Annotated in this window: 11 protein-coding genes and 2 pseudogenes; 7 read left to right on the top strand and 6 right to left on the bottom strand. The window is 48.9% G+C overall.

The window, feature by feature from the left end; genetic code table 11:
* The first annotated feature begins 15 nt into the window (after positions 1-15).
* The 3 genes from AC6I8U_RS16165 (at position 16) to AC6I8U_RS16155 (ending at position 3,032) form a co-directional block, all read left to right on the top strand.
* The gene (locus AC6I8U_RS16165) at positions 16-993 is read left to right on the top strand and encodes an ABC transporter permease (protein WP_042477785.1); all 978 of its coding nucleotides are present in this window, start codon (positions 16-18) and stop codon (positions 991-993) included.
* Positions 994-995: 2 nt separating this feature from the next.
* Positions 996-1,937 carry an ABC transporter permease gene (locus AC6I8U_RS16160; RefSeq protein WP_234494825.1) on the top strand — a complete coding sequence of 314 codons (942 nt, stop codon included), beginning with the start codon at positions 996-998 and terminating at the stop codon, positions 1,935-1,937.
* 111 nt (positions 1,938-2,048) lie between these two features.
* Positions 2,049-3,032, top strand: coding sequence for an SPOR domain-containing protein (locus tag AC6I8U_RS16155; RefSeq protein WP_498017363.1), 984 nt, complete (start codon positions 2,049-2,051; stop codon positions 3,030-3,032).
* A 12-nt stretch (positions 3,033-3,044) separates the two neighbouring features.
* Here AC6I8U_RS16155 and AC6I8U_RS16150 read toward each other — a convergent pair whose 3' ends face one another.
* The 5 genes and pseudogenes from AC6I8U_RS16150 to AC6I8U_RS16130 form a co-directional block, all read right to left on the bottom strand.
* Positions 3,045-4,061, bottom strand: a complete 1,017-nt coding sequence (locus AC6I8U_RS16150; protein ID WP_498017362.1) for an acyltransferase — start codon at positions 4,059-4,061, stop codon at positions 3,045-3,047.
* 186 nt (positions 4,062-4,247) lie between these two features.
* Complete coding sequence (locus tag AC6I8U_RS16145; protein WP_498017361.1) at positions 4,248-5,702, bottom strand: chitinase; 1,455 nt, start codon at positions 5,700-5,702, stop codon at positions 4,248-4,250.
* Positions 5,703-5,998: 296 nt separating this feature from the next.
* A complete protein-coding gene (gorA, locus tag AC6I8U_RS16140; protein ID WP_112461459.1) occupies positions 5,999-7,354 on the bottom strand; it encodes a glutathione-disulfide reductase in 1,356 nt (451 codons plus the stop codon).
* Positions 7,355-7,573: 219 nt separating this feature from the next.
* A pseudogene (locus tag AC6I8U_RS16135) lies at positions 7,574-8,271 on the bottom strand (glutathione S-transferase family protein).
* A 207-nt stretch (positions 8,272-8,478) separates the two neighbouring features.
* Positions 8,479-9,318 (bottom strand): 23S rRNA (adenine(2030)-N(6))-methyltransferase RlmJ, encoded by an 840-nt coding sequence (locus tag AC6I8U_RS16130; RefSeq protein ID WP_498018380.1) that lies wholly within the window; start codon positions 9,316-9,318, stop codon positions 8,479-8,481.
* Between the two features lie 186 nt (positions 9,319-9,504).
* Between AC6I8U_RS16130 and prlC the strand changes: the two genes are divergently transcribed.
* The 3 genes and pseudogenes from prlC (at position 9,505) to AC6I8U_RS16115 (ending at position 16,613) form a co-directional block, all read left to right on the top strand.
* Entirely contained in the window at positions 9,505-11,547 is a 2,043-nt protein-coding gene (prlC, locus tag AC6I8U_RS16125) for an oligopeptidase A (RefSeq protein ID WP_498017360.1), read from the top strand.
* 719 nt (positions 11,548-12,266) lie between these two features.
* Positions 12,267-15,020 (top strand): cation-translocating P-type ATPase, encoded by a 2,754-nt coding sequence (locus AC6I8U_RS16120; RefSeq protein WP_498017359.1) that lies wholly within the window; start codon positions 12,267-12,269, stop codon positions 15,018-15,020.
* Positions 15,021-15,138: 118 nt separating this feature from the next.
* Positions 15,139-16,613, top strand: a pseudogene (locus AC6I8U_RS16115) (IS1182 family transposase).
* A 137-nt stretch (positions 16,614-16,750) separates the two neighbouring features.
* Here AC6I8U_RS16115 and asnC read toward each other — a convergent pair.
* Positions 16,751-17,212, bottom strand: coding sequence for a transcriptional regulator AsnC (gene asnC, locus AC6I8U_RS16110; protein WP_042502002.1), 462 nt, complete (start codon positions 17,210-17,212; stop codon positions 16,751-16,753).
* A 171-nt stretch (positions 17,213-17,383) separates the two neighbouring features.
* On the opposite strand from asnC, the gene AC6I8U_RS16105 reads away from it, so the two are divergent.
* Entirely contained in the window at positions 17,384-18,181 is a 798-nt protein-coding gene (locus AC6I8U_RS16105) for a class I SAM-dependent methyltransferase (protein ID WP_446569904.1), read from the top strand.
* Positions 18,182-18,204: the final 23 nt, after the last annotated feature.

Raw genomic sequence — 18,204 nt, 5'->3', positions numbered from 1 at the left:
CATAAGGGGCAAGGAATGTTTTCGTTTCTGGTCAAGCGCCTGTTTCAGGCACTGATAGTGATGTTTGTGATCAGTTTGGTGGCGTTTGCCATTCAGGATAACCTGGGCGACCCGTTGCGTGAACTTGTAGGTCAGTCGGTTTCAGAAGCAGAGCGTCAAGCGATGCGTGATGAAATGGGCCTCAACGATCCCTTCATTACGAAATACGCGCGTTTTCTTGGTAACGCGGTACAAGGTGATTTAGGCAACTCATACTTCTTCAAGCGTCCAGCGGTTGAAGTGATTGCGAGCAAACTAGTGGCGACGCTAGAGCTGGTATTTGGTGCCACGTTAATCATAATCTGTTTATCTATCCCTCTTGGGGTTTACTCTGCAATTAACCCGAAGAGTTTCTTTACCAAAGTCGTGATGGCAGGAAGCAGCATCGGTATCTCGATCCCTGTTTTCCTAACGGCAATCATGTTGATGTATGTGTTCTCTATCGAACTGGGCTGGTTCCCGTCCTACGGACGAGGTGAAACCGCGAACTGGTTTGGTTGGGACTCTGGCTTCCTAACGCTTGATGGTCTGGCGCACCTAGTGCTACCGTGTATCGCACTGGCTTCCATTATGTTGCCGCTGTTTATTCGTCTAGTGCGTGCAGAGATGCTAGAAGTGCTGAGCTCGGAATACATCAAGTTTGGTAAGGCGAAAGGTCTAGCTCTGCATAAGATCTACTACCAACACGCGCTTAAAAACACCATGCTACCAGTATTGACGGTAGGTGGCGTACAAATCGGTACCATGGTGGCGTACACCATCCTAACCGAAACCGTATTCCAGTGGCCTGGTACAGGCTTCCTTTTCCTAGAGGCAATCAACCGCGTAGATACGCCGCTTATCACCGCGTACGTTATCTTTGTAGGTCTTATCTTTGTAGTGACTAACACTATCGTCGACCTGCTATACGGCTTGATTAACCCAACAGTAAACCTAACTGGTAAAGGAGCATAACCATGACACAAGCAGTACAAGTCGTTCCTTCACGTTGGGAGCGTTTCAAACAATCGGATTTTCTGTATTACTTCAAGCGCGACAAGGTAGCGATGACGAGTTTCACTGTGTTTATGGTGATTCTAGTGATGTCGTTAGCTTCTCCGCTGATTGCACCGCATAACCCGTATGATCTCAGTACCATCGACATTATGGATGCCGAGCTGCCACCATCTTGGATGGAAGACGGCGACGCAACTTTCCCGCTGGGTACCGATGAGCAAGGTCGTGATATTCTGTCGACGATTCTTTACGGCTCTCGTCTATCGCTGACGATTGGTTTTGCGGCAGTCGGTCTTCAACTATTTCTGGGTACCGTTATTGGCTTGTCAGCAGGTTACTTCGGCGGTCGTGTTGATAGCTTCCTAATGCGTTTTGCGGATGTTCAGCTGTCGTTCTCAACCATGATGGTAGCGATCATTGTCTCCGCTATCTTTAAGGCGAGCTTTGGTAGCGAGTTCTTCAGTCAGTATGCGGTGCTGATGCTGGTGGTGATCATTGGTATTGCCGAATGGCCACAGTATGCACGTACCATTCGTGCTTCGGTACTGGCTGAGAAGAAGAAAGAGTACGTAGAAGCAGCACGTGTGATGGGCTTTAAAGCGCCTCGCATCATGTTCCGTCACATTCTTCCTAACTGTTTGTCGCCTATCTTGGTTATCTCAACAGTACAGGTGGCGAACGCGATCATGTCTGAAGCGGCGCTGTCGTTCCTTGGACTTGGTCTGCCGGTTGACCAACCGTCGCTGGGTGCTCTTATCAGTATCGGCTTTAAGTACATCTTCTCTGGTGCTTGGTGGATCACGGCATTTCCTGGTCTGGTTCTGGTCACTTTAGTACTAGTAATCAACCTATTAGGTGACTGGTTGCGTGATGTATTTAACCCGAAAATCTACAAAGGGTGATCGAGAGTGATTGATTTTTAAACCCAATCCTCACTACACTAAGAGTCGCAAATCATTGCGGCTCTTTTTATTTGTGTCGCAAATTTCACAAGAAGTGTTCAGGGGATAGATATGAGCTCTTTTAGCAGAGTAAAGGGATTAGCGAGCGCATCAATAAGCTGGCTGCGTAGTAGTGTTCTGCTCGGAATATTGGTCATATCGTCAGGGGCGTTGGCTGATGATGCGCTATGTGATGCTAGCCAAGCCTCCATCAATCAACTCCCTGTTCTTGCGAAAAATTGCCCAATAGGAAATGGTGTGTGGGGGAATACGGTGCCAGTGTCTGATGGCGCGGTGTACTGGATTCAATGTGGGATACTCGAAGCGCCCATGCCTTTGGAACAAGCCATGCCACTGTACTCTGAGATATCTTCTGATGTTTGGATGTTGCCGCAAAAAAGCAGCTACCGCTGCCTAATTGGTCCCTATACGGATGTGAATAAAGCTAAGCAAGACTTAAATGAGGTGAAGGGAGTCCGCGGTTACCGCGATGCCTTTATCCGAGTGGTGGAGCGCGGCGAGAAGACTGCAAAGGCTTCGTCCTCGTCTCAATCAAACCCCACAGGCGTCAAAGCAGCCTTCGCTCAGCCTCAAGTCTCAGAGCAAAAACTCGCAAAGCAAGCCATTCCTAAGCCAGCCGCTTCTCAATCCTCTTCACCGGCCACGAGCAAGTCCGTTAAAAAGGCAGCGACCATTCCTGAACTACCAACCACTAAACCCTCGCCACTCTCAGTCAGACTTTCCGCAGAACTTGATGGTAAGCGCTATGCGGTTCCCTACCTTTCAGGCGGTGACCACCAGTTTTATATGGAACATGACAAGGCGTGGAATCGTCTAAGCTACAACAGCGCGATTAAGGTGTGCAGCGATCTTGATATGCATTTGGTGAGCAACAGTGAGTGGCAAGCTTTGGTGGATTCTAAGGTCATGGTCAATAATCAATGGCCGCTACAAATGCCCTATTGGGGAGATGGTCAAAAGGGGCTGTTCACCAACGGCAAGGTGTCACCGTTAAAAGGCAACACCCTGCTAAACGTGGTGTGTGTAGGGAAGTAAACGCAATTGCCTTTACGGCAGTAACCAGCGGGTCTTGGCACTGCGAGCCAAAAGCCAGCTAGTTGCCAGTGCTAAGCCGCCACTGATAACAACCCAGAATGGGATCATGTAAATAGGGTGACCATGATGTAGCCCGAGCTCGTTCATAGGCCACAAAAACAGTGGGTGTAGAATGTAGATACCAAGGCTGTATTGGCTGATAAAGCTCACTACTTTTTTCACCTTCGGTGCTAGGCTATCGGCGTACGCCTTACAAACAATGAAAATCATACTGGCTGCCAAGACGGTATTCAGCGTCTTATAAGAGAACCAGCGACCCACATAATAGCGTTCGGCTTCGATACTGCCTTGCACCACCATATAGCTGCTCAGGGCCATAGCACCCACACCTAAAATCACCGAGGCGATAATCACGCTGCGACTGGCAGGCAGCTTCTGATACAGAATGTAGCCAAGGGGCAATAATCCCATATATAGCCAAAACTGCTCACTCCAAGGACCGTCGATGCGCATCAAAAACAGCAGAGTCGTCAGTAGCCAAAGACCCGTGAAGGCGTAGAGCGCTGCATCATCAAACTTGCGAACAAAGATTTGCAGAAACGGAATAGCCGCATACAAAGGAATGAAGTAGTAGAAGAACCCAAGGTGGTAATAGGTCTGGTGATGGTAGCTCTCTGCCAGTACCTCTTTCACCGTGCCGCCATCAAAGCCCTCAATCGTCCAGCCTGATAAATACGCATAAAACAGCGACCACACCAAAAATGGGATCAACACCTTGCCGAGTCGGCGCGATAGGTAATATTTGAGATCAAATGGGCGTGTGTCATTGAGCATCAATGCACCTGTGATCAGTATGAATACCGGCACTGCCCAGCGACTGAAGCCGTTAAAGGTGATCGCCGTGACCCATTCGCCCATTGGGATTTGTCCTAATTCATGACGGTAAGGCCCAAGAGCATGAATGATGATCACCGCCAGTGCGGCGACACAGCGCATAGCGTCAAAGAAATAAACGTGTTTTTTGTCCATTAACAACTCCTTACAGTCTTAACAAACTATAAGGAAGTTTTCCGACCTAGGAAAGGGAGAGTGGATCAGAGTTGTGTAAAAATTGCCCTGAACTCAGGCAAGTAAGTCAAAAAGAGGACTCGAGCCACAGCTAAAAACCAAGCTGCGGCTCTTGCTAGTCTATGGGCAGGTGACCTGTTCCCAGAATCAATTGGTTTGAGTGGGCGTCTCCCAAACTCCAGGTTTGTTTTTCACGGTAAAGCACTTGCCTTGGTGTGTCACGGTATCGCCCACGTCGACTTGGGTCACTCCCGCTTCCCAAACGATGACGCCAGATGGTGTGCTGGTATCACTGCCGTCATTGCCTCCATCAGTATCGCCACCACCTGTATTGGGTAGCTGATCAACGATACGAACTTCAGGCCAATTGGCATGTGAGCCATAAAAATTAGTCACACACTTCTCGTAATCGCCAGGGACAAGCGCAGAGTATGCCGTTTGATACCCGACCAGGTTACATTCAAACGAGACCCCGCCAGGGCGATCGGCATGATATTTCCAGCTTGCTTCCCAGTTGGTGTATAACACGTCGGTAGCGCCATTGAGGTTCAGGCTACCGTAAGGTGTTTGTTGCCAACAGGTATTCGCCTCATCGGCCTCAGTCGGGATTTGGTAATGCGCTGCGAGTCCTTCCCAATAGCGAATACGGTTGACCGGTTGTCCTTTGGTTTTGTTCTGTTCACCACACTCGATACCACCATTGATGATATTGATGGTCGTGCCAAAGCCATAACCAATGCCTGCATCAATCTCACGCTGCGAGGGTGTCCAAGTCCGGTCAATCACGTGCAGCATCGCGGGCTTTGGTGCTTGTGGGGTTAAGAAGAACCAGATGGCAGAGGCGAGATTGAGCCAAGAATCTGCTACCAAGGCTGGGTTATCAAGAAGAACGGTTGCGTCACCATCAAACATCACTTCCGAGAAAGGGCCGTAGTTAAAATGGTAGGAAAGCTGCTTGGCGCCGCGACCGAAGTACCCTTGGTTAGGTGAACATGGCCAGCGCTTGTTTTGCCAATCATTTTGACCGCACCCTGTGGTGTAGCCTTCTTGTCCTTCGGACCAGCCCATTTCGCGCACATGTACTAAGGCTTGTTGCCATTCTTCTAAAGCCAGTGGGTTATCCCAGGTGTTATCAATGGCGATATGCCCCCCTGTTTCCTGAGCAAAGTGGGCAAATGCCGTAACGATAGAACGTTTACAGATAGCATCAGCATCACGTCCATCGGTGTAATCACCACAAAACGCGGGAAACTTACCTATGGCCTGTAAAAATCGCTGATAGGTGTATTCCGGGGCGGCCATTTGAGTGAGAAAGTCCCACTCCGAGCGAGGGAACACGCGCTCTGCTCGCTTGACGTTATCAGGGTTGCTGGCCAGTCCCGCATCAATCGCGTCAACAATGGTATTCGGTGCTGTCGAAAGCGCATTAGCCCAAACCGCGTACATCGGGTCACTGGTTTGTGCCGCAGCGCTTGCCTGCACTTCACTACTCAACAATACATAGCCAGTCGGATTAGTAGGGTCGGGCTGAGGGTTGACGGCAAGTGCTGGCAGGCTTGTACCTACAAGTGCTGCCGTAACCAACAATTGGCTGGGTTTCATTTCACGTTCCTTATATTTCATTGGGCTAGTTTGTAGAGACTCATGCTAAGAGAGATCTATTAGCTAGCAGAAAAAACTAAAACAAAGGCTATGTGCTGGTTACTGTGAAAACCATTAGTTCTGCGCTTGTTGTTGGATTGCTGCGAGGCGATTCATGGCGGGAGGGAATGAGTAATAACTCGATTGCGTAAAGATGTGTGGTGGTTCGAAACTTTAGATGTAGAAAAGCCCAGCAATGGCTGGGCTTTTAGGTAATGTACGTTTGTCGCGATTAACGCTTAGTCACATTAACGGTATCAACGCATTGTCACGAACTCTTCCGAGCCTGTCGGGTGGATAGCAACCACTGAATCAAAGTCCGCTTTGGTTGCGCCCATCTTCATCGCTACCGCAAAGCCTTGAATCATCTCATCAACCGTAAATCCAATGCCGTGTAGACCTACGACTTTCTCATCGTCGCCCGCACATACTAGCTTCATCTTACATGGTTGGCGGTGCTTAGTGACGGCGGTGTACATGGCTGTAAAGCCAGATGTGTACACTTTCACGTTGTCTTCGCCGTATTTCGCAACCGCTTCTGGCTCAGTTAGACCGATAGTGCCAATTGGTGGGTGGCTGAATACCACGGTTGGAACGAGGTCGTAGTCCATTTTCGCGTTTGGCTTGTTGTTAAATAGGCGCTCAGAAAGCTGGCGACCCGCTTTAACTGCCACTGGTGTTAGCTCGATACCACCTTCCATGATATCGCCCACACAGTAGATGCCTTCAACGTTGGTTGTTTGGTACTCGTCTACCTTGATGTAGCCGCGATCGTTAGTTTCAACGCCCGTTGCACTTAGGTTGATTGCGTCCGTTGCTGGGTGACGACCAATTGCCCAGATAAGTTGGTCAACGTTTTGGCTCTCGCCGTTCTCTAGGTGAAGAGTCAGGCTGCCGTCTGCTTCTTTAACCACTTCTTTTGGCACAGATTGAGTGTGCAGCGTTGGACCTTCTGCATCCATCACTTCTACTAGTGTGTCGATGATCATTGGATCAAAGCTACGTAACGGTGATTCTTTACGAACGAACAGATGTGTCTCTGTACCCAGTGCGCTTAGCACGCCTGCGATCTCAACAGCAATGTAACCCGCACCTACAACAGCCACACGCTTAGGTTGTGCATCTAGGTCGAAGAAGCCGTTTGAGTCGATACCGTATTCAGCACCTGGGATGTTTGGAATTGTTGGACGACCACCGACAGCGATAAGGATGTGGTCAGCCGTGTATAGTTCGCCATCAACCTCAACAGTTTTTGCGTCAACGAACTTAGCAAAGCCCTTGATAACGTTTACTTTGTTGTTACCTAGTACGCGATCGTAAGATTGGTGGATACGACCAATGTACGCTTGGCGGCTCTCAACGAGCTTGTTCCAGTCGAAACCTTTAACGTCAACGTCAAAACCATAGTCTTCCGCGTATAGGTTCATGGCTTCAGCAATTTGCGCGCCGTGCCACATGACCTTTTTAGGTACACAGCCAACGTTTACACAAGTACCGCCTAGGTCTTTCGCTTCGATAAGCGCAACCTTCGCGCCATACATTGCCGCACGGTTTGCAGATGCGATACCGCCGCTACCGCCACCAATACAGATATAGTCAAAATGCGTTGCCATTACGTTCTCCAAGAGCTTATAAATATTTTGATTGCTTGTACTAAAGCATATTGGGGCGATGTAGTCAGAACTCAACAACCCAAAATGTTAGCCACAATCTCTGTCCGTATGATAAATCGAGTCTAGCAACTTTCTCCAATGGGAAAAAGTTGCGTTGATTATGACTAATAACGATTAATGTCGATGACTCTGAGAGCTAACGCCCTCAGAGCGTTATGATTAACCGCAGCAGCTACTGGTGCCGCAGCCTGATGTTGGCGCCATATCCTTACCTTCGGCCAGATAGGTATTAGTGAGATAGAAGTTGCTAAACAGCGTATCGAAGTCTTCAGATACGGTTTTCTCAACCCAACCCGACTCGAGAATGTTTTGCTGCCATGCTTGCATCTTCGGTAGACCACAGAAAAAATCATACCCAGAGTGTGCTTTAACAATGGCAGCTCGATGCAATAGCGGTAGCCATGCCATATCTACATTGCTGAGCGCATCCGATTTAAAGAACTTTGTCTCACCCGACAGTTGGTTCTCTGCTTTTTGGAACGCTTTAATCAGCTTATCTGCACGCTCTTCAAAGGTTGCCTTATCTTTGCTGCTCATGGTGCCGCACTGAGCAAGGTAGTGCTTCGAGCCTAGATAGCTCCATGCGCGGTCAAGAGCGCGCTGCTCATTGGTGACGCCTTGTTCTAGTGGACCATACTCATCCTCGATGTATTCAATAATCGCATCAGACTCAACAACTCCGTGCCGGACTCGGTCACCATGACAGGCACTTGGCCATTCGGTGAGATATCTAAAAACCACTGCGGTTTGTCTTTTAGACTGATGTACTCAATCTCGTAAGGGATGTGCTTAGCTTCCAGTGCTGCTGTCACGCGTTGAACAAAGGGACAAATCTTAAAGCTAACAATCTTAATCATGTTGGTTTCCTCACTAGGATGTTATTTGGGTGTACTGCTTCAGTACTTTCACTAGTAAGACGAAGGGTGTTTGAAAAAGACGAAAATAATTTCAAAAAAGTCGAAATATTTTTAAGTGAAGGTGATTAAGGTAATAAAAAAGCGCAAGCTTGTTATGAAAAACAGATGCTTGCGCCTTGTGTTTTGTTCGCCAATCTTTGTTAGAGCTTATTCTGGAACAATCCACTCTACCTTAAAGTGACCTGTTGCTGGGGCAATCTTCTCTTTAAGGTAAGGCAGGATCTGTTTCATCTGTTGCTCAAGCATCCATGGTGGGTTGATAACAATCATGCCCGAAGCCGTCATGCCGCGCTCGTTGGTATCAGGAGACACCCCAAGCTCAATCTGTAGGATCTTGCGAATGCCAAGCCCTTCCAGACCATCAATCATATCGTCGATGTCGTAACGGTTCACCACTGGGTACCAAATCGCGTAAATACCGGTTGCCCAGCGCTTATGGCTTTGTGCAATTGCGGTCACCACATCGCGATACTCTCTGGCAAGTTCGTAGGGTGGGTCAATCAACACTAAGCCGCGACGCTCTGCGGGTGGCAGGCTCGCTTTAAGGCGCTTGAAGCCATCTTCTTTAAAGATCTTAACCTGACGGTCGCGATGAAACTCTTGCTCCAGTAGCGGGAAGTCGCTTGGGTGCAGCTCGGTCAGCACCATACGGTCTTGCGGGCGCAGATGCGCACGCGCCACACGTGGTGAACCTGGGTAGTAACGCAGCGCATCGCCGTTATTTAGCGTATCAATCGACTCGATGTAGCTGGCGATGTCTTCTGGGATGTCTGAACTACCCCAAAGCTTGCCGATACCTTGCTTGTATTCGCCCGTTTTCTCTGACCATTCATGGGTCAGATCGTAACGACCTACACCTGAGTGGGTGTCGTGATAAACGAATGGCTTTTCCTTGTTTTTTAGAGAATTAAGGATAAGACTTTGTACTATGTGCTTCACGACATCGGCATGGTTGCCCGCGTGAAAACTGTGACGATAGCTCAGCAAAATAAAGACTCGGTTAGACAATAATGCACGAAGTATAACCTCTTCTTTCCCGAAGCGGCAGAGATCTTACAACTTCGTCATGTCGTAAGGATTGAAATTCGAGTCCAATGACTACATTTATTTAATAATTACGCTCACTTGCTACCAAATGAGTGAGGGAACCCAATAACTAAAAAGGGACGCTGCATGTCAAACCCATTACTGACGTTTACCGACTTACCTCCTTTTTCACAAATTAAACCAGAACATGTGAAACCAGCAGTCGAGCAAGCGATTGATGCCTGCCGCGCGAAGATTGATGCGGTGCTTGAAGGCAATACCAACCCGACTTGGGATAATGTTGTTGCGCCAATCGAAGAGATTGATGACAAGCTAAGCCGCCTTTGGTCACCAGTGAGCCATATGAATTCTGTGGTCAACAGCGACGAGCTGCGCGAAGCGTATGAGAGCTGTCTACCTATTCTGTCTGAATATGGCACTTGGGTGGGTCAGCACAAAGGTTTGTATGAAGCATACAAAGCGATCAAAGCCAGTGATGAGTTTGCTGCGCTCAGCCAAGCTCAGCAAAAAACCATCAAAGATTCCCTACGTGACTTTGAGCTTTCAGGTATTGGTTTGCCTGCAGACGAGCAGCATCGCTACGGCGAAATCAGCAAACGCATGTCAGAGCTCGGCTCACAGTTTTCGAACAACGTGCTCGATGCCACTATGGGCTGGACCAAGCACATCACCGATGAGAAAGAACTCGCGGGTATGCCGGAATCAGCATTGGCCGCCGCGAAGGCAGCGGCTGAAGCCAAAGAGCTTGAGGGCTATCTATTAACGCTGGATATTCCGTCTTACCTTCCGGTTCTGACATACTGTGATAACCAAGCGCTGCGCAAAGAGCTGTACGAAGCGTACGTGACTCGTGCCTCGGATCGCGGTCCGAATGCGGGTAAATGGGACAACACAGAAATCATTTCTGAGCAGCTAAAGCTGCGTCACGAAATTGCACGTCTACTTGGTTTTGGCACTTTCAGTGAGAAATCATTAGCAACGAAAATGGCTGAGAGCCCAGCACAAGTGCTTGGCTTCTTGAACGACCTAGCGACCAAGGCGAAGCCTCAAGGTGAGCGTGAAGTTGAAGAGCTACGCCAGTTTGCTGAAAAAGAGTTTGGTGTGACTGAGCTAAATCTTTGGGATATCGCTTACTACAGTGAGAAGCAAAAGCAGCACCTATTCCAGTTCTCAGACGAAGAACTGCGTCCATACTTCCCAGAATCAAAAGTGGTTAGCGGCCTGTTCGAAGTGCTTAATCGTGTTTTCGGTATGAAGATTACTGAACGTGAAGGCGTGGATACTTGGCATGAGTCGGTACGCTTCTTTGATATCTTCGACAGTGAAGGCACACTGCGCGGCAGCTTCTACCTAGACCTCTACGCTCGTGAGCACAAACGTGGCGGAGCGTGGATGGACGAATGCCGAGTGCGCCGCACCAATGCTGATGGCGAACTGCAAACTCCAGTGGCTTACCTAACGTGTAACTTCAACAAGCCAGTGGGCGACAAGCCTGCTATGTTCACTCACGATGAAGTGGTGACGCTATTTCACGAAACGGGTCACGGTATCCACCACATGCTGACCAAGATCGATACTGGTGCTGTGTCTGGTATTAACGGTGTGCCTTGGGATGCGGTTGAGCTACCAAGTCAGTTCCTTGAGAACTGGTGCTGGGAAGAAGAGGCGCTAGCGTTTATCTCAGGTCACTACGAGACCGGTGAGCCGCTACCAAAAGCCATGCTCGATAAAATGTTGGCAGCGAAGAATTTCCAATCGGCGATGTTTATCCTGCGCCAGCTTGAGTTCGGTCTGTTCGACTTCACGCTGCACACTGAATACGATCCAGACATTGGCGCACGCGTACTCGAAACACTCGCGGATGTGAAATCCAAGGTCGCTGTATTGCCAAGCTTAGAGTGGAACCGCTTCTCGCATAGCTTTAGCCACATCTTTGCTGGTGGCTACAGCGCTGGTTACTACAGCTACCTATGGGCAGAAGTGCTATCTTCCGATGCGTACTCGCGCTTTGAAGAAGAGGGCATCTTTAATAAAGAGACCGGTCAAAGCTTCCTAAACAACATCCTCGAGATGGGTGGCAGTGAAGAGCCGATGGAGCTGTTTAAGCGCTTCCGTGGCCGTGAGCCGCAGATTGATGCGTTGCTGCGTCATTCTGGGATTAGTGCTTAGTTAGTCTTTTGCTCCTAGCGTCGCAAGGCTTTGTTATTTCCAATGACTGGGCGATGCGTTAGCGAGCCATTAGCTCCTCCCCTTACTAAGGGGAGGCTGGGAGGGGTGAATGCGCAGGAGTTTCAGCGATCGCGCTTCTATATTGGTTTCTAAACTCAGGTGTAAACTTCCGATTGTTGACGCATAAGGAGTTCGCCGCATTTACCCCCTCTAGCTCCCCCTTAGCAAGGGGGAGAACTTATGCTAGCTCCTATCGTCGCATCGCAATGTGGTCATTCTTCCGATCCAAATGATATATTTCCACTGAATAACTATTGAATAAAAACCTCCAAATCCCATTTCGCTACCAAAATGTCCCCCTCAACCATCGTCCCGATAATGTCACTCACTTTCATTCTTCGAAAAAACAGAAGTATCATTTCAGCCAAAATTAGGTGTTATTAATCATTGCTTACAAAGCCTTGTTCCCTTTGAGGTTTGAATAAAAATCAAGTTTGTTTTAAATCAAAGAAGCGTCCTAGAGTGCATGCAAGCACTCCGAAAGTTAATTACAAGGATATTGGGTTTCGGGTAACGTAATTTGGCTTTCCGCTTACGCATTAATTGTTAATAAAAATGCAAATTAAGAGCGGGGCGTTTTCATCATTTTATTCAGCGATTGTTTTTTATCGGTTTGTCGTTCTACCGATGTCGACTGAATTTACTTGGAGAGTTACCCCATGACTAAAAAGTGGTTCACTGAAACCGTTGAGAATACCCAGCAGATGCAGGGTGTGTCGGCGGAGCAAGGCCTGACTTCAAAGGAAGTAGCCGAGCGTCAATCACAATACGGAAAAAACGAGCTGCAAGAGAAGGCAGGCAAATCTGCGCTTGAGCTGTTTATCCACCAATTCAAAAATCCACTGATCTTCATTCTTGCAGTCGGTGCCATTGTTTCCTATTTCACCGGGCACCTAGTGGATGCGATCGCGATTACGGCGATCATCTTTATCAACGCGTTGATTGCTTTCTGGCAAGAGTTCAAAGCTCAGAAAGGCATGGAAGCGCTACGTCAAATGGCGGCACCGTCGGCGCAGGTTAAGCGTGATGGTGAGTGGATTGACATCCCAGCGAGCGACATCGTTCCGGGTGATATCCTAAAAATCAGCACAGGTGACATCCTGGCGGCTGACGTACGTATTCTTGAGGCTAACCGTCTATCTATCGACGAAGCCGCGCTAACAGGTGAGTCTGAGCCGGTAGACAAGACGTCTAAGGTTATCGAAGACGAAACCGTAGGTCTTGGCGACCAGCTAAACATGGGCTTTATGACCACGATGGTGACATCGGGTACAGGTCTAGGTGTAGTAGTTGCGACAGGTATGCAGACCGAAGTAGGTCATATCGCTGACCTAATGGCGAATACCGAAGAAACCAAGACGCCAATGCAAGAGCGCATGGACACCATCGCGAAGACGCTAATGTTAGTTGCACTGGGCGTGGTAGCGGTTGTGTGTGCTATCGGTCTTTACTACGGTATGCCATGGCTAGAGATCCTAAACACAGGTATCTCACTATCTGTAGCCGCGATTCCTGAAGGTCTTCCTACGGTGATCACTATCGTTCTAACCATGGGTTCTACTCGCATGGTGAAGAACAACGCGCTTGCTAAGCAGCTGGCTGCGATTGAGACGCTAGGTTCGACTACGGTTATCTGTTCAGATAAGACAGGTACGCTGACTCAAAACCAAATGCAGGTAATGAAGGCGTACGATGCAAGCGGTCGTTACTGGGAAGTAAGCGGTAAAGGCTTCAGCCCTGAAGGTCAATTCAAGCCGCTATCGCACAGCACAGATGCGAAGCAAAGCCCTGAGATGATGAAGGGTCTAGTCGTCGCGACGCTATGTAACGATTCTGAGTACATCATGGACGGCGACAAGTCGACCGTGCGTGGTAACCCAACTGAGGGTGCTTTGATTGTGGCAGCAGCGAAGGCAGGTCTGAACCAGTCTGAGATGCTAACGTCAGGTGGCTACTCTATCGTTGAGAAGTTCCCGTTCGACTCTTCTCGTAAGATGGCTTCGGTTATCGTGAAAGGCCCTGAGGGCAACCACTTCCTTGCTATCAAGGGTGCGCCAGATGTGATTCTTCGCAACGCAGCAGGATTCATGGTTGACGGTACGTCTGTTGAGCACACGCCAACAGCATCGGACGGCAACCTAGCACTCGCGACGAGCCCAAGTGCGGAGATCGTTGCAAACTACGAAGCGGCAATTGAGAACTTTGCTCAAGACGCACTACGTACCCTAGCGGTTGGCTTCAAAGAGCTAACAGAAGCAGACTTAGAGCGTGACTTCGAAGAGCTAGAAAAAGACATTACGGTACTGGGTCTTTACGGCATCATGGATCCACCGCGTCCAGAAGTACGCGATGCGATTGAAAGCTGCTACCAAGCAGGTGTGAGAACGGTAATGATCACCGGTGACCACGCGCTAACAGCGGCAGCGATTGCACGTGATATCGGTATCATCCGCAGTGAGAAAGATCTGGTTGTAACGGGTGCAGAGCTTGATGAGATGGACGATGACAAGCTTCGTCAGATCTGTCCGGAAGTTGCAGTATTTGCCCGTGTAACACCAGAGCACAAGCTACGTATCGTTCAGGCTCAGCAGTTCAACAATGAAGTAGCAGCGATGACAGGTGACGGTGTGAACGATGCACCAGCACTGCGCCGCGCTGATATCGGTGTTGCTATGGGTATCACTGGTACATCTGTAGCGAAAGACTCAGGTGACCTTATCCTACTGGATGACAATTTCAGCACTATCGTGAAAGCGGTACGCCAAGGTCGTCAAATCTTCGATAACCTTCGTAAGTTCATTCGTCAGGCTCTGACAGCGAACGTAGGTGAAGTATCGGTTATTCTGTTTGCGTTCCTAATGATGGGGCCAGAGGCTATCTTGCCGCTAACTCCACTGATGATTCTATGGATCAACTTGGTATCGGATGGTCTACCAGCGCTAGCGCTAGGTGTTGAGCCAGAAGAGAAAGATCTGATGGAGCGTAAGCCTCGCAAACGTAACGAGAGCTTCTTCAGCGACCATCTAGGTACTCGTATCCTAACTCGCGGTCTAGCACTGGGTGGCATGAGCTACATGGCGTTCAACTGGGCACTAACGAATGGCTTCTCTGCAAACTACGCACAGACAATGGCATTTGCGATGCTAGTATTTGCTCAGCTATGGCACCTATTTGACTCACGTACATTTACGTCGCTATACCGCAGAAACCCATTCACCAACAAGTACCTACTAGGTGCGGTATCAGTGTCAGCGATTCTATCGCTAGGGGTTATCTACACAGGTCTAGGTCAGCTAATCTTCAACACGGAAGCACTGGCAGCAGGTCACCTATTCGGTGTCATCATGGCCGCATCACTACCGACGCTCGTTATGTCTGCAGTGAAAGAAGCAACTAAGACGAAGTGGGTTTAATCCTTCACTTAAGATAGTAAAAAGGCGCTCTAATGAGCGCCTCAGACTGCTGACAAAGGTCTAGCTATTGAGCTAGACCTTTGATCTAATAGGAGTATCGAAATATGGATACTCTGACATGCTCCAAGAACCCTCTCCACAACAGTACGAACTCGAAATGGTGACGATGGAACAACTGGTTCCCAAAGACCATCTTGTACGCAAAATTGATTCTGCTATCGACTTTGAGTTCATTCGTGACGAAGTTGCCCACCTCTACTGCAAAGACAATGGCCGACCGCCTGTAGACCCTGTCCGCTTATTCAAAATTATCCTACTGGGCTACATCTTCGGCGTAAAAAGTGAGCGTCAACTTGTCAAAGAAATCGAAGTGAATGTCGCGTATCGCTGGTTCCTACGCATGTCTCTCACCGAAAAAGTCATCCATGCTTCGACACTCAGCCAAAACCGTATCCGTCGCTTTAATGGTACGGATGTCTTCGAACGTATCTTTATTAACATCGTTCAACAAGCCATGGCGAAAGGCTTAGTCGCTGGACAAGAGCTTTTTACTGACAGCACTCACCTCAAAGCTAACGCGAACAAAAACAAGTACACCAATAAACAAACGGCGGTTCGAGCTAGTGCCTATTTAGACATGTTAGATGAAGACGTGGTACTAGACCGAGAAAAAGAAGGAAAGAAACCGCTAAAAGAACGACCTTCTGAGCAGAAGACCAAGAATACGAAGAGCAGTACGACTGACCCAGAAAGTGGCTTCATGACCCGCGACAACAAGCCGCAAGGGTTCTTCTATCTCGACCACCGCACGGTCGATGGTCAGCATGGCATCATCGTTGATACCCACGCGACCGCGGGGAATATCAATGACTCCCAACCTTATATCCACCGCCTCGACTACACACTTGAACAGTTTAATCTCAATCCTATCGCCGTTGGCCTTGATGCCGGTTACTTCACTGCCCCTGTCGCAGAATCCCTTGAGCGCAGAGGGATACTTGGTGTGTTCGGCTATCGCCGACCATCACGAACAAAGAATGCCTTCAAGAAGAAGCACTTCATCTATAACAAAGAAAAAGACAGCTATCGTTGTCCTAACGGACAAGAACTTATTTACAAGACAACATCACGCGACGCTTATCGAGAGTATCACTCAGACCCTAAAGAATGCGTGTTCTGCCCAATGCGTGATGAATGTACTCAAAGTAAAAACATGAAGAAGGTCGTTACAAGGCATATCTATACGGAGGCCATGGATAGAGCGAACGTGATGCGAGTCTCCGCTTATGGAAAGAAGACCTACAGGCGTAGAAGTGAAACGGTAGAAAGAAGCTTCGCCGATGCAAAACAGCATCATGGTCATCGTTATGCTCGCTTCCGTGGCCTAGCCAAGGTACAGATACAGTGCTGGTTGGCGGCAACTGCTCAAAACATCAAAAAGATAGCGTTGGTGGTGAACTATCTGCGTAAACTCGGCCTAAATCGAAGTGAAATATCGCAAATCCTCGCTTATGTACGCCAACTTAAGAACACTAACGCCCCACAGGTTACTTGACAAAAAATATCGCGATCGCGACCTACGGTCGCTCATAAAAAAGAACCCCACTTTAAAAAGTGGGGTTCGTCATCAATCTGAGGCGCTCTAATGAGCGCCTTTTTTGGGTTTGGTGTCGCCTTAAAGTAGACCGCTGCCTACGCAGGCAGGAATCTTCTCAAAGCGCACACCAACCCTACGGATTCACATTGCGACTAATCGGATTCTGCAACGAAATCAACGTCTCCGTCGACTGAACCTCTTCAATTGCCTGCAACTTATCGATCAGCACGTGCTGCAGCTCTTCAATCGAGCGGCACATCAACTTCACGAAGATGTTGTACGCACCAGTGGTGTAATAAGCCTCGACCACTTCATCCAAGGCGTTGAGTTTTTCCAGTGCCGAGTGATAGTCACGCGCCGCGTAGAGGTTGATACCGATAAAGCAGCACACGTCATAGCCGAGCTTTTTGGTGTTCACTACCACCTCAGTACCCTCGATGATCCCGGCCGCTTTCATCTTTTCGATACGCACGTGAATTGTCGCTGGGCTGACATCAAACTGTTTTGCCATCTCGGCATATGGGCGACGGGCATCTTCCATCAAGGTTTTGAGGATTGCTTTATCCAGATCGTCGAGATTGTTGGTGCCGTGCATATCGAATCCTTTGTCTGAGTGAGAGGGCGACATCGCTGAACACGTGCCGTTTTATTGGTGCACAAGCTTACCACTATTTTTGCGCAGCCGTCTTTGTGTCGATCACGCTTATTGGTCGCGCTATCGACTTGAGGTACACTGGCGCCCATTGCCTTTTTTCGGAGCGTCACTTTGCACATTCAACTCATTTGCGAACATCAACCACGTCAACCAGAGCTTCAGCAACTTGCTGAGCGTTGGGGATTGGTGGCGTCTGACGATTCCGAATTTGCATTGGTGCTGACCGAACAAAGACTTGAGCTTCGTAAGCTGGATGAGCCGAAATTGGGTGCGATTTATGTCGACCTTGCTGGTGGCGCGGTGGCGCACAGACGCAAGTTTGGTGGTGGTAAAGGTCAAGCTATCGCCAAAGCGGCGGGGCTAAACAAAGGGGCGACACCAACGGTGCTTGATGGTACTGCGGGTCTAGGTCGCGATGCCTTTGTGCTCGCATCTCTTGGCTGCAAGGTGCAGATGGTAGAGCGCCATCCTGTGGTCGCCGCATTGCTTGATGATGGCCTTGAGCGCGCCAAACAAGACTCTGAAATTGGCGAGTGGGTGAGTGAGCGTATGTCGCTGCTGCATGCGTCGAGCTTAGTTGCTTTAGGTGAATTGGATGCCTTGGGTGAACTTGCCGATGACAACGCCTTTATCAAGCCAGATGTGGTGTATTTAGACCCTATGTATCCGCATCCAGAGAACAAAAAGAAATCGGCGCTGGTGAAAAAAGAGATGCGTGTTTTCCAATCTTTGGTTGGCGCAGATACCGATGCAGATGGGCTGCTGGAGCCGGCGCTCAAGCTTGCGGCAAAACGCGTTGTGGTCAAACGTCCAGACTACGCTGAGTGGCTGGATGAGAAAAAGCCGACAATGGCAATTGAGACCAAAAAAAATCGTTTCGATGTTTATGTCAACGCATCAATGAGTTAGTCCTTTCCTATATGTTTTTTGAG

The sequence above is a fragment of the Vibrio sp. KUL80 genome (genome assembly GCF_059725495.1).
This window is presented reverse-complemented; position numbering and strand designations above follow the sequence as displayed.

What these genes read in the sequence shown, in the direction of transcription:
- AC6I8U_RS16155 (WP_498017363.1), top strand. Translation starts at nt 2,049, where the DNA reads ATGAGCTCTTTTAGCAGAGTAAAGGGATTAGCGAGCGCATCAATAAGC.
- AC6I8U_RS16150 (WP_498017362.1), bottom strand. Translation starts at nt 4,061, where the DNA reads ATGGACAAAAAACACGTTTATTTCTTTGACGCTATGCGCTGTGTCGCC.
- asnC (WP_042502002.1), bottom strand. Translation starts at nt 17,212, where the DNA reads ATGCACGGCACCAACAATCTCGACGATCTGGATAAAGCAATCCTCAAA.
- gorA (WP_112461459.1), bottom strand. Translation starts at nt 7,354, where the DNA reads ATGGCAACGCATTTTGACTATATCTGTATTGGTGGCGGTAGCGGCGGT.
- AC6I8U_RS16145 (WP_498017361.1), bottom strand. Translation starts at nt 5,702, where the DNA reads ATGAAACCCAGCCAATTGTTGGTTACGGCAGCACTTGTAGGTACAAGC.
- AC6I8U_RS16120 (WP_498017359.1), top strand. Translation starts at nt 12,267, where the DNA reads ATGACTAAAAAGTGGTTCACTGAAACCGTTGAGAATACCCAGCAGATG.
- prlC (WP_498017360.1), top strand. Translation starts at nt 9,505, where the DNA reads ATGTCAAACCCATTACTGACGTTTACCGACTTACCTCCTTTTTCACAA.
- AC6I8U_RS16160 (WP_234494825.1), top strand. Translation starts at nt 996, where the DNA reads ATGACACAAGCAGTACAAGTCGTTCCTTCACGTTGGGAGCGTTTCAAA.
- AC6I8U_RS16165 (WP_042477785.1), top strand. Translation starts at nt 16, where the DNA reads ATGTTTTCGTTTCTGGTCAAGCGCCTGTTTCAGGCACTGATAGTGATG.